23 protein-coding genes and 1 tRNA gene are annotated in these 24,551 nt (G+C 68.9%); 15 read left to right on the forward strand and 9 right to left on the reverse strand.

The features are described 5' to 3' along the window. The first annotated feature begins 23 nt into the window (after positions 1-23). The 3 genes from AC3DE2_RS08885 to AC3DE2_RS08895 all read left to right on the forward strand — a co-directional run bounded on the left by AC3DE2_RS08885 (position 24) and on the right by AC3DE2_RS08895 (position 4,055). Positions 24-725 (forward strand): SIMPL domain-containing protein, encoded by a 702-nt coding sequence (locus tag AC3DE2_RS08885; RefSeq protein ID WP_295381071.1) that lies wholly within the window; start codon positions 24-26, stop codon positions 723-725. A 1-nt stretch (position 726) separates the two neighbouring features. Next, on the forward strand, positions 727-1,812 hold the full coding sequence (locus AC3DE2_RS08890; RefSeq protein ID WP_295381073.1) for a winged helix DNA-binding domain-containing protein: 1,086 nt from the start codon (positions 727-729) through the stop codon (positions 1,810-1,812). 80 nt (positions 1,813-1,892) lie between these two features. Further along, positions 1,893-4,055 carry a S46 family peptidase gene (locus AC3DE2_RS08895; RefSeq protein WP_488425887.1) on the forward strand — a complete coding sequence of 721 codons (2,163 nt, stop codon included), beginning with the start codon at positions 1,893-1,895 and terminating at the stop codon, positions 4,053-4,055. An 86-nt stretch (positions 4,056-4,141) separates the two neighbouring features. Here the strand turns inward: AC3DE2_RS08895 and AC3DE2_RS08900 are convergent, their stop codons facing one another. The 3 genes from AC3DE2_RS08900 to AC3DE2_RS08910 form a co-directional block, all read right to left on the reverse strand. Then, positions 4,142-4,972, reverse strand: a complete 831-nt coding sequence (locus tag AC3DE2_RS08900; RefSeq protein ID WP_488425888.1) for a nucleotidyltransferase domain-containing protein — start codon at positions 4,970-4,972, stop codon at positions 4,142-4,144. A gap of 43 nt (positions 4,973-5,015) precedes the next feature. Beyond that, complete coding sequence (mnmG, locus tag AC3DE2_RS08905) at positions 5,016-6,905, reverse strand: tRNA uridine-5-carboxymethylaminomethyl(34) synthesis enzyme MnmG (protein ID WP_488425889.1); 1,890 nt, start codon at positions 6,903-6,905, stop codon at positions 5,016-5,018. Between the two features lie 416 nt (positions 6,906-7,321). Continuing rightward, complete coding sequence (locus AC3DE2_RS08910) at positions 7,322-7,885, reverse strand: hypothetical protein (RefSeq protein WP_295381096.1); 564 nt, start codon at positions 7,883-7,885, stop codon at positions 7,322-7,324. Positions 7,886-8,046: 161 nt separating this feature from the next. On the opposite strand from AC3DE2_RS08910, the gene AC3DE2_RS08915 reads away from it, so the two are divergent. The 3 genes from AC3DE2_RS08915 (at position 8,047) to AC3DE2_RS08925 (ending at position 10,113) form a co-directional block, all read left to right on the forward strand. After that, positions 8,047-9,012, forward strand: a complete 966-nt coding sequence (locus tag AC3DE2_RS08915) for a threonine ammonia-lyase (protein ID WP_295381106.1) — start codon at positions 8,047-8,049, stop codon at positions 9,010-9,012. Next, on the forward strand, positions 9,003-9,623 hold the full coding sequence (locus AC3DE2_RS08920) for a YdcF family protein (RefSeq protein ID WP_488425890.1): 621 nt from the start codon (positions 9,003-9,005) through the stop codon (positions 9,621-9,623). The genes AC3DE2_RS08915 and AC3DE2_RS08920 overlap by 10 nt, the downstream gene beginning before the upstream one ends. Before the next feature lie 61 nt (positions 9,624-9,684). After that, entirely contained in the window at positions 9,685-10,113 is a 429-nt protein-coding gene (locus AC3DE2_RS08925; RefSeq protein ID WP_295381435.1) for a ketosteroid isomerase-related protein, read from the forward strand. A 262-nt stretch (positions 10,114-10,375) separates the two neighbouring features. Here the strand turns inward: AC3DE2_RS08925 and bioC are convergent, their stop codons facing one another. The 4 genes from bioC to bioB form a co-directional block, all read right to left on the reverse strand. After that, on the reverse strand, positions 10,376-11,260 hold the full coding sequence (gene bioC / locus AC3DE2_RS08930) for a malonyl-ACP O-methyltransferase BioC (RefSeq protein ID WP_295381114.1): 885 nt from the start codon (positions 11,258-11,260) through the stop codon (positions 10,376-10,378). A gap of 40 nt (positions 11,261-11,300) precedes the next feature. Further along, entirely contained in the window at positions 11,301-12,086 is a 786-nt protein-coding gene (gene bioH / locus AC3DE2_RS08935; protein WP_295381137.1) for a pimeloyl-ACP methyl ester esterase BioH, read from the reverse strand. 97 nt (positions 12,087-12,183) lie between these two features. Continuing rightward, complete coding sequence (gene bioF / locus AC3DE2_RS08940; protein ID WP_488425891.1) at positions 12,184-13,383, reverse strand: 8-amino-7-oxononanoate synthase; 1,200 nt, start codon at positions 13,381-13,383, stop codon at positions 12,184-12,186. Positions 13,384-13,516: 133 nt separating this feature from the next. After that, positions 13,517-14,587, reverse strand: coding sequence for a biotin synthase BioB (bioB, locus tag AC3DE2_RS08945; protein WP_488425893.1), 1,071 nt, complete (start codon positions 14,585-14,587; stop codon positions 13,517-13,519). A 69-nt stretch (positions 14,588-14,656) separates the two neighbouring features. On the opposite strand from bioB, the gene AC3DE2_RS08950 reads away from it, so the two are divergent. The 3 genes from AC3DE2_RS08950 (at position 14,657) to AC3DE2_RS08960 (ending at position 16,724) form a co-directional block, all read left to right on the forward strand. After that, complete coding sequence (locus tag AC3DE2_RS08950; protein ID WP_488425894.1) at positions 14,657-15,349, forward strand: ComF family protein; 693 nt, start codon at positions 14,657-14,659, stop codon at positions 15,347-15,349. A gap of 71 nt (positions 15,350-15,420) precedes the next feature. Next, a complete protein-coding gene (locus tag AC3DE2_RS08955; RefSeq protein ID WP_488425895.1) occupies positions 15,421-15,891 on the forward strand; it encodes a nuclear transport factor 2 family protein in 471 nt (156 codons plus the stop codon). Positions 15,892-16,172: 281 nt separating this feature from the next. Further along, on the forward strand, positions 16,173-16,724 hold the full coding sequence (locus tag AC3DE2_RS08960; protein WP_488425896.1) for an HdeD family acid-resistance protein: 552 nt from the start codon (positions 16,173-16,175) through the stop codon (positions 16,722-16,724). A gap of 6 nt (positions 16,725-16,730) precedes the next feature. On the opposite strand, the gene AC3DE2_RS08965 is transcribed toward AC3DE2_RS08960, so the two are convergent. Continuing rightward, on the reverse strand, positions 16,731-17,243 hold the full coding sequence (locus tag AC3DE2_RS08965; RefSeq protein ID WP_295381175.1) for a Rid family hydrolase: 513 nt from the start codon (positions 17,241-17,243) through the stop codon (positions 16,731-16,733). A 56-nt stretch (positions 17,244-17,299) separates the two neighbouring features. Beyond that, the gene (ubiA, locus tag AC3DE2_RS08970; protein WP_488425897.1) at positions 17,300-18,202 is read right to left on the reverse strand and encodes a 4-hydroxybenzoate octaprenyltransferase; all 903 of its coding nucleotides are present in this window, start codon (positions 18,200-18,202) and stop codon (positions 17,300-17,302) included. Positions 18,203-18,396: 194 nt separating this feature from the next. Here ubiA and AC3DE2_RS08975 point away from each other — a divergent pair. The 6 genes from AC3DE2_RS08975 (at position 18,397) to AC3DE2_RS09000 (ending at position 24,526) form a co-directional block, all read left to right on the forward strand. Further along, positions 18,397-18,473 (forward strand) — tRNA-Arg (locus tag AC3DE2_RS08975). A gap of 224 nt (positions 18,474-18,697) precedes the next feature. Continuing rightward, positions 18,698-20,383 (forward strand): tetratricopeptide repeat protein, encoded by a 1,686-nt coding sequence (locus AC3DE2_RS08980; RefSeq protein ID WP_488425898.1) that lies wholly within the window; start codon positions 18,698-18,700, stop codon positions 20,381-20,383. A 192-nt stretch (positions 20,384-20,575) separates the two neighbouring features. Beyond that, positions 20,576-21,217 (forward strand): YjfI family protein, encoded by a 642-nt coding sequence (locus tag AC3DE2_RS08985; RefSeq protein WP_295381212.1) that lies wholly within the window; start codon positions 20,576-20,578, stop codon positions 21,215-21,217. Further along, the gene (locus AC3DE2_RS08990) at positions 21,217-21,870 is read left to right on the forward strand and encodes a PspA/IM30 family protein (protein ID WP_488425899.1); all 654 of its coding nucleotides are present in this window, start codon (positions 21,217-21,219) and stop codon (positions 21,868-21,870) included. The genes AC3DE2_RS08985 and AC3DE2_RS08990 overlap by 1 nt, the downstream gene beginning before the upstream one ends. 15 nt (positions 21,871-21,885) lie before the next feature. Continuing rightward, positions 21,886-22,521 (forward strand): hypothetical protein, encoded by a 636-nt coding sequence (locus tag AC3DE2_RS08995; protein WP_488425900.1) that lies wholly within the window; start codon positions 21,886-21,888, stop codon positions 22,519-22,521. 28 nt (positions 22,522-22,549) lie between these two features. Further along, on the forward strand, positions 22,550-24,526 hold the full coding sequence (locus AC3DE2_RS09000) for a hypothetical protein (protein ID WP_488425902.1): 1,977 nt from the start codon (positions 22,550-22,552) through the stop codon (positions 24,524-24,526). Positions 24,527-24,551 lie beyond the last annotated feature (25 nt).

Genomic DNA, 24,551 nt, shown 5'->3' on the forward strand with positions numbered 1-24,551 from the left:
CACTTCGCTGAAAAGGAGATTTCATGCGTCAGATTGTTCTCGCCATGCTGGTCATCCTGGCACCCCCCGCCTTCGCCGGCACTCCACTTCCCGACGCACCGCATATCGTGGTGTCGGGCGAAGGCAAGGTCACGGCCAAGCCCGATAGCGCGCGCCTGAGTTTCGAGTTCGAATCCCGCGCGGCGCAACCGCTTCCCGCCAAGAAAGCCGTGGATCAGGGCGTCAACCGGTTGCTGGAGGCCCTTTCCCGGTTCGGTGTCGAGGGCGAGGACATCGAAGCGGGCAGCCTGCGGGCCTCCGAGGATGTCGACTACACCGATTCGGGCAGGCGGGTTTCCAACGGCTATGAAGCCAGCCGGACCGTCACCGTGCTGCTGAAGCAGATCGATCGCCTCAATGATCTGATTGACACCGGACTCGCCTCCGGTGCCACGAGCTTCAACAATCTCCAGTTCGAATCCACGCACGCCGGACAGCTCCGCTCCGAGGCGAAGCGCAAGGCGATCCAGGATGCGCGCACGCAGGCAGGTGAAACCGCCGAGGCATTGGGTGCGGGGCTCGGCCCGATCTACAGCGTCGACAATGTCGGGGCGCAGAACAGCTTCGGTTACAACGCGGAAACGCTGGACAAGGTCACCGTCACCGGGAGCGCCTCCGGACGCTACGTCCAGCCCACCGTGGAGTATCGGGCAAGCGTCAGGGCGGTGTTCGAGCTCAAGCGCTGAGATGGCAAGTCTTCCATCGACCCCACAATGGCGGCTTCACCGGCAGGGTATCAGCGCTCCGCTGGGCGACGATCCCGCCATCACCGTCCGCCATCTGCTGGCGGTGCAGGCGCAGGACTACTACGGGTCGTTGTGGGCGGTGGGCCTGCGCACCACGGGAGCGCGCGAGGCCGATGTCGAACGGGCCATCGCCGCTGGCCGCATCGTGCGCACCTGGCCGATGCGCGGCACGCTGCACCTGGTCGCGCCGGAGGATGCGCGCTGGATGCTGGCGCTGATGGCCAGCCGCGCGCTCGACCGCGATCGCGCGCGGCAGGAGCGCGACTTCGGCCTGGATGCGCGCACCACCCGTCGCTGCGCCGAGGTGATCACGCGCCTGCTCGAAGGTGGCAAACGGATGACCCGCGGCGCGCTCTACGAAGCCCTGGTCGAGCGCCGCATCGAGACCGATGGACCGCGCGGCCTGCACATCCTCGGCCGGCTCGCCCATGAAGGCCTGATCTGCCAGGGACCACGCGAAGGCAAGCAGCCGACCTTCGTGCTGCTGGACGAATGGATCCCGCCCACCCCGCCGCGCGATCGCGACGAAGCGCTGGGCGAACTGGCGCGGCGTTACTTCGTTGGGCACGGGCCGGCGACGGTGCAGGATCTGGCATGGTGGTCGGGCCTGACCCTGCGCGATGCGCAGGCGGCGGTGGACATCGCGAAGCCCGCACTCTCCCCTCATGATCACGACGGCGCGCGGTACTGGTTCGCCGGGGTGGCGGAACCTCCCGCGCCCGCGGTCCCGGCCGTGCACCTGCTGCCGCCCTTCGACGAATACCTGGTGGGCTACAAGGATCGCAGCGCCGTGCTGGACGCCGCGCACCACCGGCAGGTGATCGGGATCAACGGGTTGGTCAGCCCGAGCCTGGTCGTCGATGGCCGCGTCACCGCGCTGTGGAAACGCAGCCTTGGCCGTCAGGGCGCCACGCTCGCGCTGACGCCGCTGCAGCCCCTGCGCAAGCGTGATCACGCCCCGCTCGCGCGGGCCGCCGCGCGCTACGGCGAATTCATCGGCCAGCCGGTGGCGTTCGACGCGGACTGAGACAGTCGCAACGGCGGCAATTGCCCCGCACGGCGCGGGCCGCTATCGTCGCAGGCTGTCTTTTCACGAGGTTCCCGCCGATGAGCGCACGCACGTCTTTCACCGCCCTGGCCCTGGGCATCGCCCTGGCCCTGCCCGCGCAGGCCAACGAGGGCATGTGGATGCCCTCGCAGCTGCCGCAACTGGCCGGGCCGTTGCGCCAGGCGGGATTCGAAGGCGATCCGGCCGCGCTGGCGGATCTCACCCGGCCACCGCTGAATGCTGTGGTCAAGGTCGGCGGTGCCACCGGCGCGTTCGTCTCCACGGACGGTCTGGTGCTGACCAACCACCACGTGGCCTATGGCGTGATCCAGTACAACTCCAAGCCGGAGAAGAACCTGATCGACGAAGGCTATACCGCCGCCGATCGCGGCGCGGAACTGCCGGCCAATCCCGACTACCGGGTGCTGGTGACCGTGGGTTTCGACCGCGTCACCGATGAAGTGCTCAAGGCCGCCAGCGGCAAGACCGGGCGCGAGTATTACGACGCGGTCGATCGCGCCAGCAAGCGCATCGTCGGCGAATGCGAGCAGGAGGCGGGCATGCGCTGCAGTGTCGCCACCATGTACTACGGCGCCGACTTCTACCGCATCAAGCAGCTGGAACTGCGCGACATCCGCCTGGTCTACGCGCCGCCGCGCGCGATCGGCAATTACGGCGACGAGATCGACAACTTCATGTGGCCGCGCCACACTGGCGACTTCACCCTGCTGCGCGCCTACGTCGGCAAGGACGGCAAGCCGGCGGCGTACAGCCCGGACAACGTGCCCTACCGCGCGCCCGCGCACCTGCAGGTCGCGCTCGACGGCCCGAAGGAAGGCGACTTCGCCATGCTGGCCGGCTATCCGGGCATCACCTATCGCCATCGCTTCGCCAGCGAGTTCAAGGACCGCATCGAATGGGGCCTGCCGGCCAATGTCGAGGTGCTGGACGCGTTGATCGACATCGTCCAGCAGCGCGGCAAGGCGGATCCGGCGGCCGGGGTGAAGTACGCCAGCCAGCTGTCCGGCCTGAAGAACAGCAGCAAGCGTTTCAGCGGCGAACTGGAAGGATTGCACCGCAGCGACGCCATCCAGGTGCGCGCCGACGCACAGCAGGCGATGTACGCATGGCTGGCGAAATCCGGCGGCGACGCCCAGGCGCTGCGCGCGCGCATCGACCAGGCCCAGGCCCTGCTGGACCAGGGCAGCGCGATGCGCGAGCGCGACCTGCTGATCGGCATGATCGAGGGCCGCACCCAGCTGCTGCGCAGCGCGATCTCCCTGCAGCGCCTGGCGCTGGAGCGCGGCAAGGCCGATGCCGATCGCGAAAGCGGCTACCAGGAGCGCGACCTCGCCCTCATCGAAGGCCTGCTGAAGCAGGTGCAGCGCCGCTATGACGCCGGCATGGAGCGGGCATTCCTGACCGAACTGGTCGGACGCTACCAGAAGCTGCCCGACGCGCAGCGCCTGCCGGAGTTCGACGCCGCCTTCGGCCGCGACGCGGCCAGCCTGGAAGCCACCCTGGCGCGCGTCTACGGCGGCACCGGACTGGGCGACGAAGCGACCCGCGTGGGGCTGCTCAAGGCAGACGCCACCGCCATCACCGGCTCGCCGGATCCGCTGCTGAAGCTGGCCGCACAACTGCAGCCCGCCCTGCTGCGCCTGGAGAACGAACGCAAGCAGCGCGACGGCGACCTGCTGCGCCTGCGCCCGGCCTACATGCAGGCGCTGACCGGCTGGTACCGCAGCCAGGGACGCTCGGTCTATCCCGATGCCAACAGCACCCTGCGGGTCAGCTACGGCAAGGTGGAATCGCTGCACCCGCGCGACAGCGTGACCTATTCGCCGGTGACCACGGTGGCCGGCATCGTCGAGAAGAACACCAACACGGTGCCGTTCGACGCACCCAGGCCGCTGCTGGCGGCAATCGCCAAGGGCGATTTCGGCAGCACCGCCGATCCGGCGCTGAAGACCCAGACGGTCAACTTCCTGACCAACCTGGACACCACCGGCGGCAACTCGGGTTCACCCGTGCTCAACGCGCGCGGCCAGCTGATCGGCCTCAACTTCGACAGCAACTGGGAATCGGTCAGCGCCAGCTGGATGTTCGATCCGCGCTACAAGCGCGCCGTGCACGTGGACATGCGCTACATGCGCTGGCTGATGGCCAAGGTCCAACCGGCGCCGCATCTGCTGAAGGAAATGGGCCTGCCGGCGGAGTGAGTGCACCACGCACCGCGCCGATGCGGCATCGGTGTTATGGGTGACAGGCAATGGTGGGCCGGTACCCGGCCCACGACGGCATCCGCCTAGCGCGCCGAGAAACCGATGGCCTGGCGGAAGAAGGCGTCCGGCGAACCTTCCTCCGCCTCGCGCAAGGGCAGTTGCATTGTTTCACGCCCCATCCGTTCGAGCTGCATCTCGATGAAATCGCTGACGACCGGAATGCGCGGACCATCGGCGACCTCGCCGCTGGCCCGCTTCACCACCAACAGCGCATCGATGGCCTCGCGCACCGGCCCGTTCGGCAGCCGCTTGTCCAGCAGTGCCTCGAATGCCATCGGGGGTGGTTGATCGGACGTTTCGATCCACAGGCAGGCCAGGATCGGACGCAGGACATACAGGTATTTCTTGGTCCGGATGCGCTCGCCGCGCAGGTAACCACGAAAGTTGGTCTTCGCCATGCTGTGATAGTGATGCCAGGCGGCCAACGGCGAGTAATGGCTTTCCGTCAGATCGCGGAGCCGCCCGGTGATCGCGGGGTCCTCGCGATAGACGATCGGCGAACGCAGCCACTCGGACAGCGTGGGATTGCATTTGGACAACAGGCGCAGCGCCTTGCGCAGATCCCAACCGCTGACATCCAGTTCGTCGTCTATCGGCAGCTCGATCACGTCCCGTTGCGGGGCACCTGGTCGCGTCCGCTCATTGACGGTCAGATACCACGCCGTGTCGTGCACGTAGATGAAACGCGCGTCGTAGTCGCTGTCCGGCGATGAGAAGCCCCAGCCGCGGCTGCCGGATTCGCAGGCGAATACGATGCGTACCGCGTGCCTGCGCTCGATGTCGGCCAGCGCGGCCAGGATGGCGGCGCGCTTCTCCGGCGCGATGGGATGGATGTCCGTTTCCGGTTGCGTCACGTGGTTCCCTGTTCGATGCCCGCTCGCAATCAAGCCAGGCGCATCATGCCACCTGCGCGCGCCGCGCGCGGGTGAGGTGGACCAGCAGCAGCGAGATCGCGGCCGGGGTCATGCCCGGGATGCGCTGGGCCTGGCCGACGGTCTGCGGTTGCACGCGGGCCAGTTTCTGCTGCACTTCGGCCGACAGTCCGTGCACGCCGGCGAAGTCGAAACCCAGCGGAATCGGGGTGGCCTCGTTGCGCTGCTGGCGCTCGATTTCCTCGCGCTGGCGGTCCAGGTAGCCGGCGTACTTCACGCCGATCTCCACCTGCTCGGCGACCTTGGCGTCTTCCACCGCAGGTCCCAGCGCCGGCACCCGCATCAGCCGGGCGTAGTCCAGCTCCGGACGCTTGATCAAATCCAGCGCATTGGTCTCGCGGCTGACCGCCACGCCCAGCACGCTCTCCAGCTCGCGACCCAGCGCGTTGTTGGGCGTGGCCCACAGCGCGCGCAGGCGCGCGGTCTCGCGTTGCACCGCTTCCTGCTTGGCGCTGAAGCGCGCCCAGCGCGCGTCGTCCACCAGGCCCAGCTCGCGGCCGACGCCGGTCAGGCGCTGGTCGGCGTTGTCCTCGCGCAGCTGCAGCCGGTACTCGGCGCGGCTGGTGAACATGCGGTAGGGCTCGTTGGTGCCATGCGTGATCAGATCGTCGATCAGCACGCCGATGTAGGCCTCGTCGCGGCGTGGCGACCAGGCGTCCTTCTGCTGCACGAAGCGGGCCGCGTTGAGGCCGGCGACCAGGCCCTGCGCGGCCGCTTCCTCGTAGCCGGTGGTGCCGTTGATCTGGCCGGCGAAGAACAGGCCGGCGACGGCCTTGGTCTCCAGCGAGGACTTCAGCCCGCGTGGATCGAAGAAATCGTATTCGATGGCGTAGCCGGCGCGGGTGATGTGGGCCTGCTCGAAACCACGGATGCTGCGCACCAGATCCAGCTGCACGTCGAACGGCAACGAGGTCGAGATGCCGTTGGGATAGATCTCCACCACGTCCAGGCCTTCGGGCTCGACGAAGATCTGGTGGCTGGCCTTCTCGGCGAAACGCACCACCTTGTCCTCGATGGACGGGCAATAGCGCGGACCGATGCCCTCGATCTGGCCGGTGTACAGCGGCGAGCGGTGCAGCGCGTTGCGGATGATCTCGTGGGTGCGATCGCTGGTGTGGGTGATCCAGCAGGACACCTGCGCCGGGTGATCCGCCACGTCGCCGATGAAGGACATCACCGGCATCGGATCGTCGCCGGGCTGCTCCTCCATCACCGAATAGTCGAGCGTGCGGCCGTCGATGCGCGGCGGCGTGCCGGTCTTCAGCCGGTCCACCACGAAGCGCCCCTCGCGCAACCTGTGCGCCAGCGCGGTCGCCGGCGGATCGCCGGCGCGACCGGCGGCGTACTGGGTCTCGCCGACATGGATCTTGCCGGCCAGGAAGGTGCCGGCGGTCAGCACCACCGCCGGAGCGTGGAAACGCAAGCCGGTCTGGGTGACCGCGCCGCGCACGCTTTCGTCCTCGATGATCAGGTCGTCCACCGCCGCCTGGAACACGGTCAGGTTGGGCTGCGCCTCGACCGCGCTGCGGATGGCGCGGCGATACAGCGCGCGGTCGGCCTGGCAGCGGGTCGCCCGCACCGCCGGCCCCTTGGAGGCGTTGAGGGTGCGCCACTGGATGCCGGCGCGATCGGCGGCCCAAGCCATCACCCCGCCCAGCGCGTCGATTTCCTTGACCAGGTGCCCCTTGCCGATGCCGCCGATGGCGGGGTTGCAGCTCATCGCGCCGACGGTCTCGACGTTGTGGGTCAGCAGCAGGGTGCGCGCGCCGGCGCGGGCCGAGGCCAGCGCGGCCTCGGTGCCGGCATGGCCGCCGCCGATGATGATGACGTCGTAGCGGTAGAAGTCGTGATTCATGGTTCGTGTTCAGCCTTGTCGGCCGGCGTTCGCGTTGGAGGGCATCGGACCGGTGGTACCGGATTGGCACGCTTCCTGCGATGTATCCGCGGCACCCGATGTGGCAAGCGACAGGGGCGTGGGCTGGGATTGGAACAGGGGCCAGCCATGCGCACAGCGGGGATGCCGGGGGCCGGTAGTCGGGGGACTGCCGGCCCTTTTTTGTGCGCGAAGGATACCGCGTCGGGCAATGAAAAACCCGGCCGGAGCCGGGTTTGAAGGGGCGCCGACGCCCGGCAGGGACCGGAACAGGGGGGATCCAGAACTCCCCACCGGACGTCGACATGGAACCTTTATCGCCTGTGACGTCAGAAAGCGACGCAACCGGTCAACTTCGGTTCCAACGGCCCGACGGCCGGCGGGCCGTACCCCCCGGATCAGTTCTCGATGACCCGGATCCGCCCGCCCCGCGGCTGGATCCGCGGCGTCCCCGCGGGACGTTCGTTGATGCTGCGGGGCATCGATTGCGGCCGTGACGGCGCGCCCGGCGAGACCCGGGGAGGCACCCCCGGCGAGACTCTTGGCGGCATGCCGGGGCTGACCCGGCGGGGCGGCTGGCCCGGAACCGCCGGCTGCTGGCCGTGCTCGCGCCAGGCGCCGCGGGTCGGGTCGCGCCAGGGCGCCGGGCGATTGCCGCCCGGACCGCTGCCCGGCGGCGGCCTGTGGCCACCATGGTCGTGGCCCGGACGCGGGCGATGGACCGGCGGCGGGTAGTACGGGTAATACGGGCCGTAATAGCCGTAATAGGGCTGGCGGCCGTAGTAGGAGGGCCGGTTGTAGTAGCCACCGTAGTAGCCGCCATAGACCGGATAGCCGTAGGCATCGTAATAGCGGACCACCGGGCGCCCCTGGTAGTAACCGCCGGCCGCACTGGCGCCGACATGGTCATACGTCGCGCAACCGCTCAGTGCGGCCGCGGCGAACGCAGCGATGATCAGCATTCTTGGTTTCATGTGCAGCCCCTGACTTTTCCTGCGGTAGCCAGCATCGGTCCGGCGGATTGAATCCGTGCTTAACCCTGGCCATCGTGCCACGGCGCTTCATCCCGCGTTGCGCTCCCGGCGGATCCAGTCCGGCCGGGTGGTGCGTTAACCTGTTGTCCATGCCGCACACCCTGCCCACGTTCGACGACATCCTGGCCGCCGCCGCCCGCATCGCCCCGCACGCCCATGCCACGCCGGTGCTGCATTCGCGCGAACTGGATGAACGCGCGGGCTGTTCGTTGTTCTTCAAGGCCGAACCCCTGCAGCGCAGCGGCGCGTTCAAGTTCCGCGGCGCCTGCAACGCGGTCTGGTCGCTGCCGGAGGCCGACGCCGGGCGCGGCGTGGTGACCCATTCCTCCGGCAATCACGGCGGTGCGCTGGCGCTGGCGGCCCGTACTCGCGGCATCCCGTGTCACGTGGTGGTGCCCGAGGGCGCCGTGGCCGCCAAGCTCGCGTCCATCGAACGCTACGGCGCGACCATTCACCGCTGCGCGCCCACCCAGGCCGCGCGCGAGGCCGCCTGCGCCCGCGTGCAGGCCGGGACCGGCGCCCACCTGATCCACCCCTTCACCCATCCGGCGGTCATCGCTGGGCAGGGCACCGCCATCCTGGAACTGCATAACAGCCACGGGGCCTTCGACGCGGTGATGACCCCGGTCGGCGGCGGCGGCCTGAGCAGCGGCACCGCCATCGCGACCGCGCGGATGGCGCCGTCCTGCCGGATCTACGCGGCCGAACCGGCCGGCGCCGACGACACCGCGCGCTCGCTGGCGGCCGGCGAGCGCCTTGCCGACTTCACTCCGGACACGATCTGCGACGGCCTGCGGACGGCGGTGGGCGAACCCAACTTCGCGGCCCTTCGCGCGCATGGCGTGCAGGTACTGGTGGCCGACGATCAGGAAACCATCAACGCGATGCGCCTGCTCTGGCAATGCCTGAAGCTCGTGGTCGAACCTTCCTCGGCGCTGGTGCTGGCGGCGGTGCTGAAGCACCGCGATCGCTTCACGGGCCAGCGGGTGGGCCTGGTGCTGTCCGGCGGCAACGTCGATTTGGATGCCCTGCCCTGGGGGCCGGCGTGGGCGTGAGCGTGGCGCGGCGCAGGCGGCGCACGGGGTTCTGGGGCTGGCTTCGGCGCCTGCTGGTGCTGCTGCTGCTGTGGCTGGCCGGCGTGGCCGGCTACATCACCTGGGTGGGCCAGCGCGATCAGGCCGCACCGGCCGACGCGATCATCGTGCTGGGCGCGGCGGCCTACGACGCCAAGCCTTCGCCGGTGTTCGAGGAGCGCATCCGCCACGGCATCGATCTGTACAAGCGCGGGATGGCCAAGACCCTGATCTTCACCGGTGGCTACGGGGGATCCGGCGCGCGTTTTTCCGAAGCGCAGGTCGGTCGCCGCTATGCGATCCGCCAGGGCGTCCCGCCCCGCGCCATCCTGATCGAATCGGTTTCCCGCAACACCCACGAGAACCTGCGCCAGGCCGCCGCGCTGATGCAGACCCACGATCTGCACCGCGCGATCGTCGTCAGCGACCCGCTGCACATGGCGCGCGCTCTGCGCATCAGCCACGAACTGGGCATCGACGCACTGGGCTCGCCCACGCCGACCACCCGTTTCCGCAGCTTCACCACCCGCTGGCGCTTCCTGTTGGCCGAGGTGTACTTCTTCCACCGCGATCGGTTGCCGCAATCGCGCTGAGACGGCGCCCCGGCTCCCGTCCGGGGGTATCATCCGGGTTTGCACCGACAAGGCCATGCGCATGAAGATCGACGGCAACCGCAGGCAGGATCGCGCCACCGAACTGGTGCTGACCTATTACGCCGCCTTCAACCGCGGCGACTGGGACGGCATGCTGGCGCTGCTCACCGACGACGTGGTGCACGACCTCAACCAGGGCGCGCGCGAAACCGGGCGCGAGGCCTTCGCCGCCTTCCTCGGCCGGATGAACGCCAGTTACCGCGAGCAGTTGCGCGACATCGTCGTGCTCGCCTCGCTGGACGGCGACCGCGCCGCCGCCGAATACGTCGTGCATGGCGAATACCTCAACACCGACGAAGGCCTGCCGCCGGCCAAGGGCCAGGCCTACGTGTTGCCCGGCGGCGCGTTCTTCGACATCCGCGATGACCGGATCGCACGGGTCACGAACTATTACAACCTGCAGGACTGGATTGCCCAGGTGAGCAAGTAGTACTGCAGCTGGTTTCGGCAAGAGCGGACGGCAAATCCCTCTCGGTCCCCCTTCCGCGAAGGGGGAGGAACGGCGGGCTTCGGTTCGGGAGCCCCCTTGATCAGCCATTCGGCGGTTGAAAGCGACACAGGGGGCGGGCGCCAGCGGGCGACTGGGGATTTGCGTGGGATGCGGGAAGGCCCGGCATCTCCATGCAGCGCGTGACGGCAAAGCCGGCATCCGTCGCGCAATCCATCCGGCGCGTGGGCGCAATCCGCCAGCGCTACTCCCCGCGCCGACGGATGGGAATCCGCGACAGCGGCACGCTGGCAATCTCCTCGCCCTGGCCACGGATCGGCGCACCCGGTTCCGGTGCCCAGGCGTGGGCATAGATCACTTCCCAGGTGCTGGGCAGCTTGCCGTCCGCGCCGCGCAGGGGTTCATAGGCGGCGCTGGCGGCAGCGAAACGACGGCGGCCAGTCAGCGTGTGCCGGCGCGTGCTCATCGCGTTGGTCGCGCCCATCGCGCGCAACTCGCGCATCAGCGCCGGCAGATCCGCATAGGTGAGGGTGAAACGATCCCGGTCCAGCACCGGATCCCGGAAGCCGGACATCATCAGCGCGTCGCCGAACTGCGCGATCGGTGTGAAGCGGCTGACGTGTGGCGCATCGTCGGCCTCGGCGAAGGCATCGCGCAGTTCATGCAGCGTGTCGGGGCCGAAGGTGGAGCACAACAGCAGGCCACCCGGCTTGAGCACGCGGCGGAAACCGGCGAACACCGCCGGCAGATCCTCCACCCATTGCAGGCACAGGTTGGAGAACAGCACGTCCACGCTGCCCTCGGCCAGCGGCAGCGCGCGCGCATCCGCGCACACCCGCGGGAATGGCTTCCACCAGCCGGCCTGCTTCTTCGCCTCCCGCAGCATAGGCAACGCCAGATCCAGCGCCAGCACCTGCGCCTTCGGCCAGCGCTTGTGCATCGCCGCGGCGGCATGGCCCGGCCCGCTGCCCACGTCGAGGACCACCCGCGGGGAGCGATCAGCCAGATAGTCCAGCGACTCCAGCAGGCGTTTCTCCACCTCGTGCTGGAGCACGGCGACGGCGTCGTAGCCGGCGGCCGAGCGCGAGAACGCGCGGCGGATATGGCGGTGATCGAACTGGGAATTCATCGGGGGATTCTAATCGAGGGCGGAAAGCGGGCTGTCGCGTTCACCCGTGCGAAGCGTCGGGCGCGTGGCCGATCGCGGTGAGGAAGTCGGTCAGTTCGTGCGCGACCCGATCCGCGTGGCCCAGGAACGGTGCATGTCCGCCACCGGCAATGTCCACATGCAGGCCCCATGGGGCCAGCGCGGCCGCATCGCGCATGCCCGCGGCGGGCACCAGCCGATCCCGTCGCCCGGAGATCCACAGGCTTGGCAGGGCCAGGCCGGCAAGCACATCGCGCAGGTCCGAGTGTTCGAGCAGGCGCAGCCCCTGTTGCAGCACCTGCGGGGAGGGCTCGCCGCGCGCGTACAGGGTCTGCTTGAGCGTGCGCAGTTCCTCGCGCGCGTGCTCGGAACCGATCGTGTCCAGGGCCAGGAACCGCTCCAGCGTGCCGCGATAGTCGCCGCGCAGCTCCTCGCCGAACTGCAGGAACACCGAGGGATCGACCGCGTGCGGCCAGTCATCGCCGCGGACGAATCGCGGCGTGGCGGCAATCAGCGCCAGCCCCTTCACCTGTGGGGAGGTCGCCGCCGCCTGCATCGCGAACAGGCCCCCCAGCGACCAGCCCAGCCAGACCGCCGGCGGGGTGCGCGCCAGGATCTCCGCGGCGCACGCCTGCAACTCGAGCGTGGTGGCCGACTCGCGGCTGTGGCCGTGGCCCGGCAGATCCACCAGGTGCAACGTGCAATGCGCCGACAGCCTTTCCACCAGCGGCGCGAATACGCCGCCATGCAGGGCCCAGCCATGAATCAGAACCAGCGAAGGGCCGCGGCCCACGACTTCGATATGCATGCGTAAGAAGCAGGAATGCCACCGGCGGGGCCGGCGTGATGACGGCGGCCATTGTCGCCGATTCCGGAGCCGCGACCGTTGGCCGGACGCCGCGCGTTCAGGTGCCGACGTTGCGGATGCGGCGCACCGCGTCCCACGAGCGCGCCAGCACCTCGACCAGTTGATCCACGTCCTGCGGCGTATGCAGCGCCGACAGGGTGACACGCAGGCGCGCCTTGCCCTCGGGCACGGTCGGCGGGCGGATTGCCGGCACCCAAAAGCCCGCGCTCTCCAGCGCCGAGGACAGTGCCAGCGCGTTGGCCTCGTTGCCGCACAGGACCGGCTGGATCGGCGTGTCCGATGCCATCAGTTCCAGCCCGCGTCCCTGCGCGGCGGTGCGGAACCGGTCCACCAGCATCTGCAGTTTTTCGCGCCGCCAGTGATCGCGCCGCGCGTGCCGAACCGCGATCCGGGTGGCCGCGGCCAAGGCCGGCGGCAACGCCGTGGTGTAGATGTAGGGTCGCGCGGTTTCCGCCAGATGCTGGATGAGCGCATCGCTGCCGACCACGACGGCGCCATACCCGCCCAGCGCCTTGCCGAGCGTGACCAGTTGCAGCGGCACTTCCTCCACGCCCATGCGCGCCTCGGCGACGCTGCCGCGCCCGTCCGGGCCGCGCACGCCGACGCCATGGGCATCGTCCACATACAGCATCGCCTGCTGCATCCGCGCGACCAGGCTGAGCGCGCGCAGCGGCGCGGCATCGCCATCCATGCTGAAGACGCCGTCGGTCACCAGCATCGCCGCGCCTTCCGGCGCCTGCCGCAGCTGGCGCATCGCGCCTTCCGGATCCAGATGCGGATAACGGCGCAGCTTGCATCCAGCCAGGCGGGTGGCGTCGATCAGGCTGGCGTGGTTGAGGCGGTCCTGCACGCACACGTCGCCGTCCTCCAGCAGCGCCTGCTGCACGGCGAGATTGGCAAGGAAGCCGCTGCCGAACAGCAGCGCGCGCGGATAGCCCAGCCAGTCGGCGACGTCCTGCTCCAGGCCGTCGTGGGCGAAATGATGGCCGGTGATCAGGTGCGAGGCGCCCGCGCCGGCGCCTTCGCGGCTGGCGGCGTCCTGCAGCGCGCTCAGCACCTCGAACTGCTGCGACAGGCCCAGGTAGTCATTGCCGGCGAACTCGATCAGCCAGCGGCCGTTGACCTCCACCCGCACGCCGTCGCGGCGCGTGACCGTGCGGCGCACGCGCGAGCGCCCCTGCGCGGCGCGCAGTTTGCGCTGGCTGTGGACGCGTTCAAGCAGATCGGGACGGGTCATGGCGGACGGGCAGCCTGGCAGCGGGACGGCAAGGAAACTCCTCGATTGCGCCGCACGGCCGGAAACACGACGCAGGGCGACGCCGCCTGTCCGGCGCCGTGCCTGTCTGCCAGATTCCCCCTGAGCACAATGACTACGCCGCGTGGTCGCAGCAGGCGGCCGGCGCGGTGATGTCGGCGTGCACCGTAGCGCCGCCGGTAACATTGCTTCTGTGACTATCGTCAAAATTCTCCACCTGTACCGCCATCGGCCGCAGGCCCAGGCGGGCGAACAGGGCCTGATCGCGTTCCGTATCCGGATTGCCGGTGGTGAGCAGCTTCTCGCCGTAGAAGATGGAGTTGGCGCCGGCACTGAAGCACAGCGCCTGCAGTTCGTCGCCCATCGATTCGCGTCCCGCCGACAGCCGCACCATCGAGCGCGGCATCGCGATGCGGGCGACCGCGATCGTGCGCACGAACTCGAACGGATCCAGCTCCACCGTGCCGTGCAGCGGCGTGCCCGCCACCTGCACCAGCCGGTTGATCGGCACCGAATCCGGATGCGCCGGCAGGTTGGCCAGCGCCTGCAGCAGGCCGGCGCGCTGGTCGCGTGATTCGCCCATGCCGACGATGCCGCCGCAGCAGGTCTTCATGCCCGCGTCGCGCACGTGCGCCAGCGTGTCCAGGCGATCCTGGTACTCGCGGGTGCGGACGATGTCGCCGTAGAACTCCGGTGCGGTGTCCAGGTTGTGGTTGTAGTAGTCCAGCCCGGCGTCCTTCAGCGCCGCGGCCTGCGGGCCGCTGAGCATGCCCAGGGTCGCGCAGGTCTCCAGTCCCAGTGCCTTCACCTCACGGATCATCTCGGCGACCTTCGGGATGTCGCGGTCCTTCGGCGAACGCCAGGCCGCGCCCATGCAGAAGCGCGAGGCGCCCGCGGCCTTGGCCTGGCGGGCCCTGGCCAGCACCTGCTCGGTATCCATCAGCTTCTGCGCGTTCACCCCGGTGTCGTAGCGCTGTGCCTGCGGGCAGTAGGCGCAGTCCTCCGGGCAGCCGCCGGTCTTCACCGACAGCAGGGTCGAGACCTGCACCTCGGCGGGATCGAAATGGGCCCGGTGCACGACCGCGGCCCGGTACAGCAGTTCGGGAAAGGGCAGGTCGAACAGGGCCAGCAGTTCGTCGCGCCGCCAGTCGTGGCGGAGTTCGGGCGTTTCAATGTGAGCGGACATCGCGGACTCGCGGGGATAAAGTCGGCCAGTCTGGAAACCCTGTCCCACCCTGTCAACCGCAAGGAAGCGATGAAAGTTGACAATTGGCTGCGCTCGCTGAGCCGCGTCCTGCTCCCGCCTCGATGCCTCATCTGCCGTGAAAGTGGCGACAATGGCCTTGATTTGTGCGGAAGATGTTTCGATTGCCTGCCCTGGAACCGGTCCGCCTGCGACCGCTGCGCGCTGCCATTGCCGGTGCCGGGCCGCTGTGGCCGTTGCCTGCGCCGACCGCCGCCGGTAGAAGCGACCTGCGCGGTCTTCCTGTATGGAGCACCGGTCGATCGTCTGTTGCCCCGGCTCAAGTTCCATCACGATCTGGCCGCCGGACGCCTGCTGGCGGAACTGATGACCCCGTCGCTGGCGACACAGCCTCGCCCCCGGGCCCTGATACCGGTACCGCTGCATCGGGAGCGCCTGCGCCGACGCGGCTACGACCAGACGCTGGAACTGGCCCGGCCGTTGGCGCGCCGCCTGGATCTGCCCCTGCTGCCACGGGCGCTGCGGCGAATCCGCAACACCGCGCCGCAGTCTGAGCTGGACGCGCGCGCGCGTCGCCGCAACCTGCGCGCCGCGTTCCAGGCCGGACCCGCCCCGCTTCCGGATCATGTCGCTCTCGTGGATGACGTCATGACCACCGGGCAGACCCTGCACGCAGCAGCCCTGGCCCTGCGCCGGGCCGGGGTGGCGCGGGTCGATGCCTGGATCTGCGCGCGGGTGCCCTGACCCGACTTCCGGCAGGGGCGCCGGCGCCCCTTCGGCTTCAGCATGCGGACTTCCCCCGCGAGGCATCCACCATGAAGGCTCCGTCGCTGCTGTTGGTCCTGTCGCTGTTCACGGCTTCCGCCCTGCCTTTGACGGCATTCGCCGATGACGACGCGGCCCTGCGCACGATCGCGCAATCGGTGCTGGATGCGCAGATCCGCTTCGATGTTCCGGCGCTCGATGAGGTGTTGGCGCCCGACTACGTGGAAATCTCGCCCGTCGGCGACGTCGATACGCGCGCCGAGGTGCTGGGTTTCTATGCCCCTGAAGCGCGCGCGCAGATGCTGGCCAAGGGCGTGGAGCCGGTTTCGGCCACATTGGGAGAACCGCAGGTTCATGTCGACGGCAACCATGCGCGGCTCATCGCCCTGAACACCGCGACGCTGCGCATCCAGGGCGCCGAGCAGCAGAAGCAGCTGCGCACGGTGTTCGAGTTCCGGCGCGAAGGCGCGACCTGGAAACTGGCCAGCGCGACCTACGTGCCCTACCGCGCCAAGCCCTGATTGGGCGCACCCGGCGCGCGGGTAAATCCGACACGCGTGCAACTCCAATCCCTGCGGGCACCTGCCCACCTCTTCTAAGAAGGGCGACCGAGGAGGATTTGCCCTTCGCATGACAGGCATGCTTTCTCTTTCCTGGATGCTTATCCCGCCAGCACGGTTCACGCGCCACGCCCTCCCGGAACATGAGTCGCTTGCGATTGCCCGCAACCGCGACATCGCGACTTGACGCCCTCCTGCCCGGGGCGTATTCGTCACGCGGTTTCCCGGAAAAGGAGTGGATCATGGGCAGCAATCCGTTGGTGAACGTCTCGCGTGGCTGGTGGGTATTCCTGCTCTACGGCGTGCTGGCGCTGGTGTTCGGCATCGCCACCCTGCTCTGGCCCGGGCGCTCGGTGCTTGCGCTGGTGCTGGCATTCGGCGCGCTGTCGCTGGCCGATGGCATCGTCAGCCTGCTCAGCATCTTCCGCAAGGACATCGCCCTGCCGAACTGGCTGCTGATTCTCTACGCGCTGGTCTCGATCGGTTTCGGCGTGCTCGCGATCACCCAGCCGGCGCAGATGGCCGAGGCCATGCTGTGGCTGCTGGCGATCTGGCTGATCATCGCCGGCGTCGCGCGCATCGTGTTCGCCATCCAGGTACGCAAGCTGATCAATGGCGAATGGCTGCTGGCGCTCAGCGGTTTGCTGGCGATCCTGCTCGGCGTGCTGTTCCTGGCCAATCCGGGCGTCGGCCTGATCACCATCGCGGTCTGGATCGCGGTGGGCGCGCTGATCTATGGCGTGCTGCAGCTGATCGTGGCGTTCCGGCTCAAGCGGCTGCGTTCATCGACCTGAGCAGGCTCAGCGTGCCGGAGGCAGCGGAATGTCCGCCTTCGGCGCGCGTCCGGAGCCGATCACCGCCACCGCCCGCAGTTCGACCGGCGCACGCTCGTTGAGCAGCGCGGTGGTGCCTACCGCGCTCCACGCCGGGTAGTGCGAAAGGAAGAATTCGCGATGCACCCGCAGGAAGCTGTCGAACTCCTGCTGGAACGCCGCCGTATCGGTCGGCTGCCGGTGGTAGCTGGTCAACTCCACCACGTCGGCCAGGCTGGCGCCGGCCAGCGCCAGGCGTGCCTTCAACACCTCGAACATCCGCCGGATCCTGTCCTCGTAGCTGCCCTCGCCACCAGCCGGGATGCCGGACACGATCACCATGTCGCCCACCTTGATCACCGGCGAGTAATGCCACTGGTGGTAGTCCGCTTCTTCACCCGGCGCGGCGAAATGCTCCCGTGAGGGAGCCGCCTCCTGCGCGGCCACGGGAGCCGCGAGCGCGGACAGGCACAACAACAGCAGCGGGATCATGGGCTTCATGCGGCCTCCGTCGGCCTGGTGCCGGACCCTGCGGTCGCGGTTGGTGGGAGTGACGATCAGCGGGCCGCCAGTGCGTAATGCAGCGCGATGCCCGCGAACACCGCCGCGCCCACCCAGTTGTTGTGCAGGAACGCGCGGAAGCACGGCCCGCGCTCGCGGTGGCGGGCGAGAAAGAACTCGTAGGCCACCAGCAGCACGGCCACGCCCAGGCCCGCCCAGTACCAGATGCCCAGGCCCGCCTGCCGACCGACCAGCGCCAGCGCGAGGAACACCAGCGCGTACAGCACGCCCTGGATGATCAGATCGAGATCCCCAAACAGGATCGCGGTCGATTTGGAGCCCATGCGGATGTCATCGTCGCGATCGACCATCGCGTACCAGGTGTCGTAGGCGGTCGACCACAGGATGTTGGCGCCATACAGCACCCAGCCGATCGGCGGCACTTCGCCCTGCACGGCGGCGAACGCCATCGGGATGCCCCAGCCGAACGCCATGCCCAGGTACACCTGCGGCAGGTGGGTGTAGCGCTTGAGGTAGGGATAGCTTGCCGCCAGGAACAGGCCGACGAAACTCAGGCCGATGGTCAGCGCGTTCATCGTCAGCACCAGCGTGAAGGCGACGATCATCAGCGCCGCGAACACCATCAGCGCTTCGCGGCCGCTGACCGCACCGGTTGCCAGCGGGCGCGCCTTGGTGCGCTCCACATGCGGATCCAGCCAGCGATCGGCGTAGTCGTTGATCACGCAACCGGCCGAACGGGTCAGCCAGACGCCGGCGGTGAACACGAACAGCGTCCACCACGGCGGGGTGCCGCCGGCCGCCAGCCACAGGGCCCACCAGGTCGGCCACAGCAGCAGCAGCACGCCGATGGGGCGATCGCCGCGGGTGAGTTTCCAGTATTGGCCCAGGCGCTCGCGCCAGCGCGACGCCGGGGGAGCTTCAAAACGTTCGTAACCCATCTTCAGCAGGAGTACCGGGTGTCAGCGGGAAGCGACATCCGCGGCACACAGGCCGGGGGACACCGCATCGCCGATCTTACCGCCCGGCCGCGCGGGGCCGTGGCGTCCGGTGGTGTTTCCGGTTCCGGGGGTTCCTTCATGCCGCCGTCGCCCATTGGGCTGGCCGCCGGCTTCAGGTAAGCTATGCCGTCTGCGCGCCCGTAGCTCAGCCGGATAGAGTAGTGGCTTCCGAAGCCATTGGTCGGGGGTTCGAATCCCTCCGGGCGCGCCATTTTTTCCGGCCTCCGCCGACGCGGGGAACAACAGCCGACAGGCGGAAAGCCGCCCGTTGGGCGCCCCCGATGGACCGGGCGCATCTTGGTCCCCCTCCCTCTTCACACCTGCGCCAGCAGCGCCCCGCGCCAGCACGCTGACCGCGTCGGCCCTTGGTCCCCTGTCCGCTTTTCCCGTCCTGGCGCCGTTACAGCCATATACCGACCCCGGGGAGAGTCTGCGATGACCCATCGTTCCGTGCTCCTGTCACTGCTGGCGGCACCGCTGGCCATGCTGCTGGCGGGCTGCGATCCGGCCCCGAAGGCGACCGGTGACGCCTCCGCATCGCCGAAGGCCGCTGCCGCCCTGCCCTTGTTCGACACGTTCGGCGACCTGCACCGCGACGTGGGCACCCGCGTGCCCGCGGCGCAGCGCTACTTCGACCAGGGCCTGCGCATGGCCTACGGGTTCAATCACGAGGCCGCGGGACGCGCCTTCGCCGAGGCGGCCCGGCTCGATCCGCAATGCGCGATGTGCGTGTGGGGCCAGGCGCTGGTGCTGGGCCCGAACATCAACCTGCCGATGGATCCGGAGCAGGCGAAGGACGCCACCACCCTCGCCGCGCGCGCGGCGGCCCTCGCGGAATCCGCGCACCCGGCCGACCGGGCGCTGATCCTGGCCTTGCAGGCACGCTACGCCGACCCGGCGCCGGACGACCGCAAGCCACTGGATCGCGCCTATGCCGATGCGATGGGACGGGTGGTGGAGCAGTTCCCCGACGACGACGACGCGGCGACCCTGTACGCGGAAGCGCTGATGGATCTTTCGCCATGGGCGTACTGGAACGCGGACGGCACGCCGGCCGAATTCACCCCGCGCCTGGTGGGTGAACTGGAGCGCGTACTGGCGCGCAATCCGCGCCACATCGGCGCGATGCACTACTACATCCACGCCATCGAAGCCTCGTCCACGCCGCAACGCGCCGAACGCTACGCGGACGCGCTGGCCGCGCTGGCGCCCGGTTCCGGCCACCTGGTGCACATGCCCGCGCACATCTACATCCGGATCGGCCGCTACCACGACGCGACGCTCACCAATTTCGCCGCGACCACGGCGGACAAGGACTTCCTGGCGGTATGCCGCGGCAGCAACGGGGTCTACCCACTGGGCTACGTGCCGCACAACTGGCACTTCGCCACGATGACCACCGGCCTGACCGGCTCGCGCACCCTGGCGTTGCAGGCGGCGGAACAGACCGCCCAGCGCGCGGATCGCACGACGATGGGCGCGCCGCCGATGGAGTTCATGCAGCAGTTCGTGGTCACGCCACTGCTCACCCGGGTCCGCTTCGGTGACTGGGATGCCATCCTGTCCGACACCTCCGCGCCGCCGGCACTGCCGTATCCGGCCGCGATCCGGCATTTCGCCCGCGGCATGGCGCACCTGCGCAAGGGCGCGCTGGCCGAGGCCACCCGCGAAGCCGATGCCCTCGGCGCGATCGCGCGCAACCCCGACATGGCGAAGATCAGCTTCTTCGACATCAACCACGCCGATGGCGTGCTGCGCGTCGCCGATGCCCTGCTGCGCGGGGAACTGCTGCTTGCCCAGGGCAGGCACGCGCAAGCCATCGCCGCGCTGCGCGAAGCCGTCGCCGCCGAGGACGCGCTGGCCTACAACGAACCGGCCGACTGGCCGCTTCCGGTACGCCCGTACCTGGGCGCGGCGCTGCTTGAAACAGGCGACGCCAAGGGAGCGGCCGAGGCATTCGGCCAGGATCTGAAGACCTACCCGGAAAACGGCTGGTCGTTGTTCGGCCTCGCGCAGGCGCAGCAGGCACTCGGACAGGCCGATGCGGCCCGCGAAACCTCGCGCCGGCAGGCCGCGGCCTGGCAATGGGCGGACGCGCCGCTGAGCGCGGCCCGCTACTGAACCCCGAGCGGCGTTCGCGCCACCGGTTAGCATCCCCCGCGGTCGATGTCGCCTCGACCGCGGGCGAATTTGCCTGCCTTGCCGGCTGGTAATGCTTTCCGAGCAGCGACGGGCCGCCGGCACCGGAATGCGCCGAGAATGGCCCGACCGGAGGCCTTGACGCCATTACATGTAATCGAATAGCTTGGTTACATGACAGCCCGCAAGCCGGCCATCAAAGCTTCGACCCTGCACGTTCGCAACTATCGCGAGCGCATGCGCGAGCAGGGCCTGGTCAAGAAGGACGTATGGATCCGGCCGGAGTACGCGGCAGAACTGACGGCCATCGAGAAATCGATGCGCGAGGCCCAGCGCGATGCCGGCATTCCCTACCTGCCGGCGCAGCCGACCGAGGCCGGCTGGACGGTACCGGCGATCCGGCATGCGATTGCCCAGACCAGCGCGGTGCGCGACGGCCTGGTGAGCCTGGAGACCATCGAGGGCGCCGAGCCCAGCCTGCATCTCGTCCTTCATGAACATGGCGACCTGTCGGTGTTCCTGGCCGTGGGCGGCGAGCAGATCCTGGTCGAAGCCTATCTGTGGCCGGTCAGCGACGTGATCGACCCCGCCGCGTTCAACGCCCACGTGCTGGGCACCCATGTGCTGCTGCCCCTGTCGACCATCGGCCTGCAACGGATTGGCGGCGTCGCGGGCTACGTGATGTTCGGCGCCCTGGATACCCATTCCAGCCTGGCCAACCTGATGTTCGAGATCGAAACGCTCGCCGAGAACGTCATCCATGCCACCGAGGCCTATCAGCCGTACCTGCGCCCGCCGCGCAAGGCGAGGGCCTGATGCCGGAAACGCTGAAGCTCCTGTTCAAGCGCATCCAGGACGGCATGGAGGGCCTGGCCGACGCGGTGCTCGGCGAGCGCGCGGAGCGCCTGCTCGATGACGAGATCCGCACGGTCGACGACGCCTTGCACCGGGCACGTGGCGAACATGCGGCGGCGAAGGCGCGGCGCATCGCCAACGAACAGCACCTGGCCGCGTCCACCGCGCAGTTGGCGACCGCCGAGGCGCGGGTCGAGTCCGCGCTGCGCCAGCGGCGCACCCAACAGGCACGGACCGCGGCCGAGCAGGTGGTGCGGTTGCAGGAACAGCGCGACGAATGGACCCGCCTTGCGCGCGATCTCGCCGCACAGGAACAGCAGTTCGCCCACGTGGCCGAGCAGCTCGAAGGCCGGTTGCGCCGGCTCAAGCATCAGCTCGACCTCCTGCGCGCCAGCATCAGCCTGCAACGTGCGCAGGCTACGGTGGCACGGCGGCAACCCGGCGAGGCGCCGCATCCGGAACCGGCGTTCGCGTCCGCGCAGCGGATGAAGCGGCGCGGCGCCGGCACGGCCGCCCGGGAAGCCGGCGCTCCCCGGATGCCCGCGGAGGACCCCGCGCAGGCGGTGCTGGCGCGGGCGGAAAAACGCATCAAGTCGTCCCCGCGAAAGCGCTGACCGCAAGGAGCCCCGATGACCGCGTTCCTCACCACCGCCCTGAGTTTCCCCACCCTCGTCTACAGCGTGCTGCTGGCGTTCTGCGTGATCTACTGGTTGCTCGCGGCCACCGGCATCCTCGATTTCGACGCGGTTGACGGCTGGCTGGGCAGCGATGGCGACAGCGTCGAACCCAGCCAGATCGCCGGCATGATCGCCCGGCTGGGCCTGTCCGGCGTGCCGATGATGCTGGTGCTGACGGTGCTGTCCTGGTTCGGCTGGCTCATCACCTATTTCGTCCAGCTGTGGCTGCTGCCGCATGTGCCCGACGCGCTGCGCTGGCTGGCCGGCGCGGGTGTCCTGTTGGCCGCGCTTGTGCCAGGCGTGGTGGCGACCTCGTTGCTGCTGCGGCCGCTGGCCACACTGATCACCCGCCTGCGTCCGCCGCTGCCCGCGCCGGTGCTGGGACGCACCGGCAGCGTCATTTCGCCCCGGGTCGACGAGACCAGCGGCCGCGCCCAGTTCGACGACGGTGGCGCCGGCCTGATCCTCCAGGTCCGCGCCATGCCCGGCCAGGGCTTCGCGCGCGGCGACCGGGTCGTCCTCATTGAACACCTGGTCGCTTCCGACACCTACCGCGTCATCTCCGAATCCACTTTCCACCAGCAGTAAACGCACCGCGCCTACAAGGAGTTCCGCCATGAGCACCGCCAACATCCTTCCCTTCCTCATCGGCCTCGGCGTCCTGCTGGTGCTGGGGCTGGGTTTCATCGGCATCTTCAAGGCCTTCTACAAGAAGGTCGAGCAGGGCACCGCGCTCATCGTCAACGACATGAGCTCGCAACCGAAGGTGCACTTCACCGGCGCCCTGATCATCCCGGTGCTGTACAAGGCCGAGCTGATGAAGATCAGCCTGATCACCCTGCAGGTCGATCGCCGCGGCAAGGAAGGCCTGGTCTGCCGCGACAACATGCGTGCCGACATCGCGGTGGCGTTCTACCTGCGCGTCAACGAGACTCCGCAGGACGTGCTGCGCGTGGCCAAGGCCATTGGCGCGGACCGCGCCTCCGACAAGCACGCGGTCGACGAGCTGTTCAACGCCAAGTTCTCCGAGGCGCTGAAGACGGTCGGCAAGAAGTTCGACTTCACCGACCTGTTCGACAAGCGCCAGGAGTTCCGTGACGAGATCGTCGCGGTGATCGGCCAGGATCTGAACGGCTACGTACTCGAGGACGTGGCCATCGACTACCTCGAACAGACGCCGAAGTCGCTGCTGGATCCCAGCAACATCCTCGACGCCGAAGGCATCCGCAAGATCACCGAGCTGACCGCCCTGCAGAACGTGCGCACCAACGAACTGGAGCAGAACGAAAAGCTGGCGATCACCAAGAAGAATACCGAGGCGCGCGAGGCGATGCTGGCGCTGGAACGCCAGCAGGCCGAGGCCGAGGCACGCCAGCAGCGCGAAGTCGAGACGGTGCGTGCGCGCGAAGCCGCCGAGACCGCCAAGGTGATCGAGGAGCAGCGCCAGGTGTCCGAGCGCGCGCGCCTGGAAACCGAGGAACAGATCAAGATCCGCGAGCAGGAACAATTGCGCCAGGTCGAGGTGGCAGAGCAGAACCGCCGCCGCGCGGTGGCGATCGAGCTGGAGCGCGTCGCCCGCGCCGAGCAACTGGAACGGGTCAGCACCAACAAGGAAGTGCAGCTGCAGGAAGTTGAGCGCGACAAGGTCGTCGAGCAGGGCCGGATGGAAGTGGCCAACGTCGTCCGCGAGCGCACCCATATCGAGCAGACGGTTGCCGTGGCCGAGGAGAAGATCAAGGAGACCCGCGAGGTCGCCGAAGCCGACCGCGCCAAGCAGGTGACCGTGCTTGCCGCCGAAGCGGCCGCGCAGGAAACGCTGGTGAAGGACGTCAAGGCCGCCGAAGCCGCCGAGCAGGCCGCCCGCCACCGCGCGGTCGAACTGACGGTGCTGGCGGATGCCGAATTGCAGGCCGCCGGCAAGCAGGCCGAGGCCAAGCGCGTGCTGGCGGAAGGTACCCGGGCCGAATCCGCCGCGCCGGGCCTGGCCCACGCGCAGGTGCAGGAAGCCAATGCGGCCGCGATGGAGAAGACCGGCCTGGCCGAGGCCCGCGTGCTGGAAGCCAAGGCGGATGCCACCTACAAGCAGGGCAACGCCGACGCGCGCGTGCTCAGCGAGCGCCTGGCCGCCGAAGCCGAGGGCGCCGAGAAGATCGGCCGCGCCAATGCCACCGCCACCCAGGCCATGGGCGATGCCGAAGCCAGCAACATCGGCCGCAAGATGGCGGCCGAGGCCGAGGGCCTGACCTCCAAGTTCGACGCGATGGGCAAGATGAGTCCGGAAGCGCGCAGCCACGAGGAGTACCGCATGCTGCTGGAAACCCAGCTGCGCCAGTTGCTGGCCTCGTTCGACGCGGGCAAGGCGATCTCGCGCGAGAACGCCGAGATCCTGGCCGGCGCGCTGAAGAACGCCAACATCGAGTTGATCGGCGGCGACGGCGGCGTGTTCAACGCGCTGACCAAGGGTGTTTCGCTGGGCAAGGCGCTGGAAGGCATCGTCGGCGAGAGCCCGATCGCGGCGCAGTTGCTCGGCCGGCTGGCCGGCGGTGCCGGCCTGCCGGCGGCCGCGCGCCAGTCCGAAGCCACCGACGCCTGAAACCGCGCCACTGAACCGGGCCGGC

Source organism: Pseudoxanthomonas sp. 68-E7, from assembly GCF_057773145.1.

Excerpts from the sequence above, each read along its gene's own strand:
- AC3DE2_RS08885 (WP_295381071.1), top strand. The coding sequence starts at position 24 with ATGCGTCAGATTGTTCTCGCCATGCTGGTCATCCTGGCACCCCCCGCC.
- AC3DE2_RS08890 (WP_295381073.1), top strand. The coding sequence starts at position 727 with ATGGCAAGTCTTCCATCGACCCCACAATGGCGGCTTCACCGGCAGGGT.
- AC3DE2_RS08895 (WP_488425887.1), top strand. The coding sequence starts at position 1,893 with ATGAGCGCACGCACGTCTTTCACCGCCCTGGCCCTGGGCATCGCCCTG.
- mnmG (WP_488425889.1), bottom strand. The coding sequence starts at position 6,905 with ATGAATCACGACTTCTACCGCTACGACGTCATCATCATCGGCGGCGGC.
- AC3DE2_RS08910 (WP_295381096.1), bottom strand. The coding sequence starts at position 7,885 with ATGCTGATCATCGCTGCGTTCGCCGCGGCCGCACTGAGCGGTTGCGCG.
- AC3DE2_RS08915 (WP_295381106.1), top strand. The coding sequence starts at position 8,047 with ATGCCGCACACCCTGCCCACGTTCGACGACATCCTGGCCGCCGCCGCC.
- AC3DE2_RS08925 (WP_295381435.1), top strand. The coding sequence starts at position 9,685 with ATGAAGATCGACGGCAACCGCAGGCAGGATCGCGCCACCGAACTGGTG.
- bioC (WP_295381114.1), bottom strand. The coding sequence starts at position 11,260 with ATGAATTCCCAGTTCGATCACCGCCATATCCGCCGCGCGTTCTCGCGC.
- bioH (WP_295381137.1), bottom strand. The coding sequence starts at position 12,086 with ATGCATATCGAAGTCGTGGGCCGCGGCCCTTCGCTGGTTCTGATTCAT.
- bioF (WP_488425891.1), bottom strand. The coding sequence starts at position 13,383 with ATGACCCGTCCCGATCTGCTTGAACGCGTCCACAGCCAGCGCAAACTG.
- bioB (WP_488425893.1), bottom strand. The coding sequence starts at position 14,587 with ATGTCCGCTCACATTGAAACGCCCGAACTCCGCCACGACTGGCGGCGC.
- AC3DE2_RS08950 (WP_488425894.1), top strand. The coding sequence starts at position 14,657 with ATGAAAGTTGACAATTGGCTGCGCTCGCTGAGCCGCGTCCTGCTCCCG.
- AC3DE2_RS08955 (WP_488425895.1), top strand. The coding sequence starts at position 15,421 with ATGAAGGCTCCGTCGCTGCTGTTGGTCCTGTCGCTGTTCACGGCTTCC.
- AC3DE2_RS08960 (WP_488425896.1), top strand. The coding sequence starts at position 16,173 with ATGGGCAGCAATCCGTTGGTGAACGTCTCGCGTGGCTGGTGGGTATTC.
- AC3DE2_RS08965 (WP_295381175.1), bottom strand. The coding sequence starts at position 17,243 with ATGAAGCCCATGATCCCGCTGCTGTTGTTGTGCCTGTCCGCGCTCGCG.
- ubiA (WP_488425897.1), bottom strand. The coding sequence starts at position 18,202 with ATGGGTTACGAACGTTTTGAAGCTCCCCCGGCGTCGCGCTGGCGCGAG.
- AC3DE2_RS08980 (WP_488425898.1), top strand. The coding sequence starts at position 18,698 with ATGACCCATCGTTCCGTGCTCCTGTCACTGCTGGCGGCACCGCTGGCC.
- AC3DE2_RS08985 (WP_295381212.1), top strand. The coding sequence starts at position 20,576 with ATGACAGCCCGCAAGCCGGCCATCAAAGCTTCGACCCTGCACGTTCGC.
- AC3DE2_RS08990 (WP_488425899.1), top strand. The coding sequence starts at position 21,217 with ATGCCGGAAACGCTGAAGCTCCTGTTCAAGCGCATCCAGGACGGCATG.
- AC3DE2_RS08995 (WP_488425900.1), top strand. The coding sequence starts at position 21,886 with ATGACCGCGTTCCTCACCACCGCCCTGAGTTTCCCCACCCTCGTCTAC.
- AC3DE2_RS09000 (WP_488425902.1), top strand. The coding sequence starts at position 22,550 with ATGAGCACCGCCAACATCCTTCCCTTCCTCATCGGCCTCGGCGTCCTG.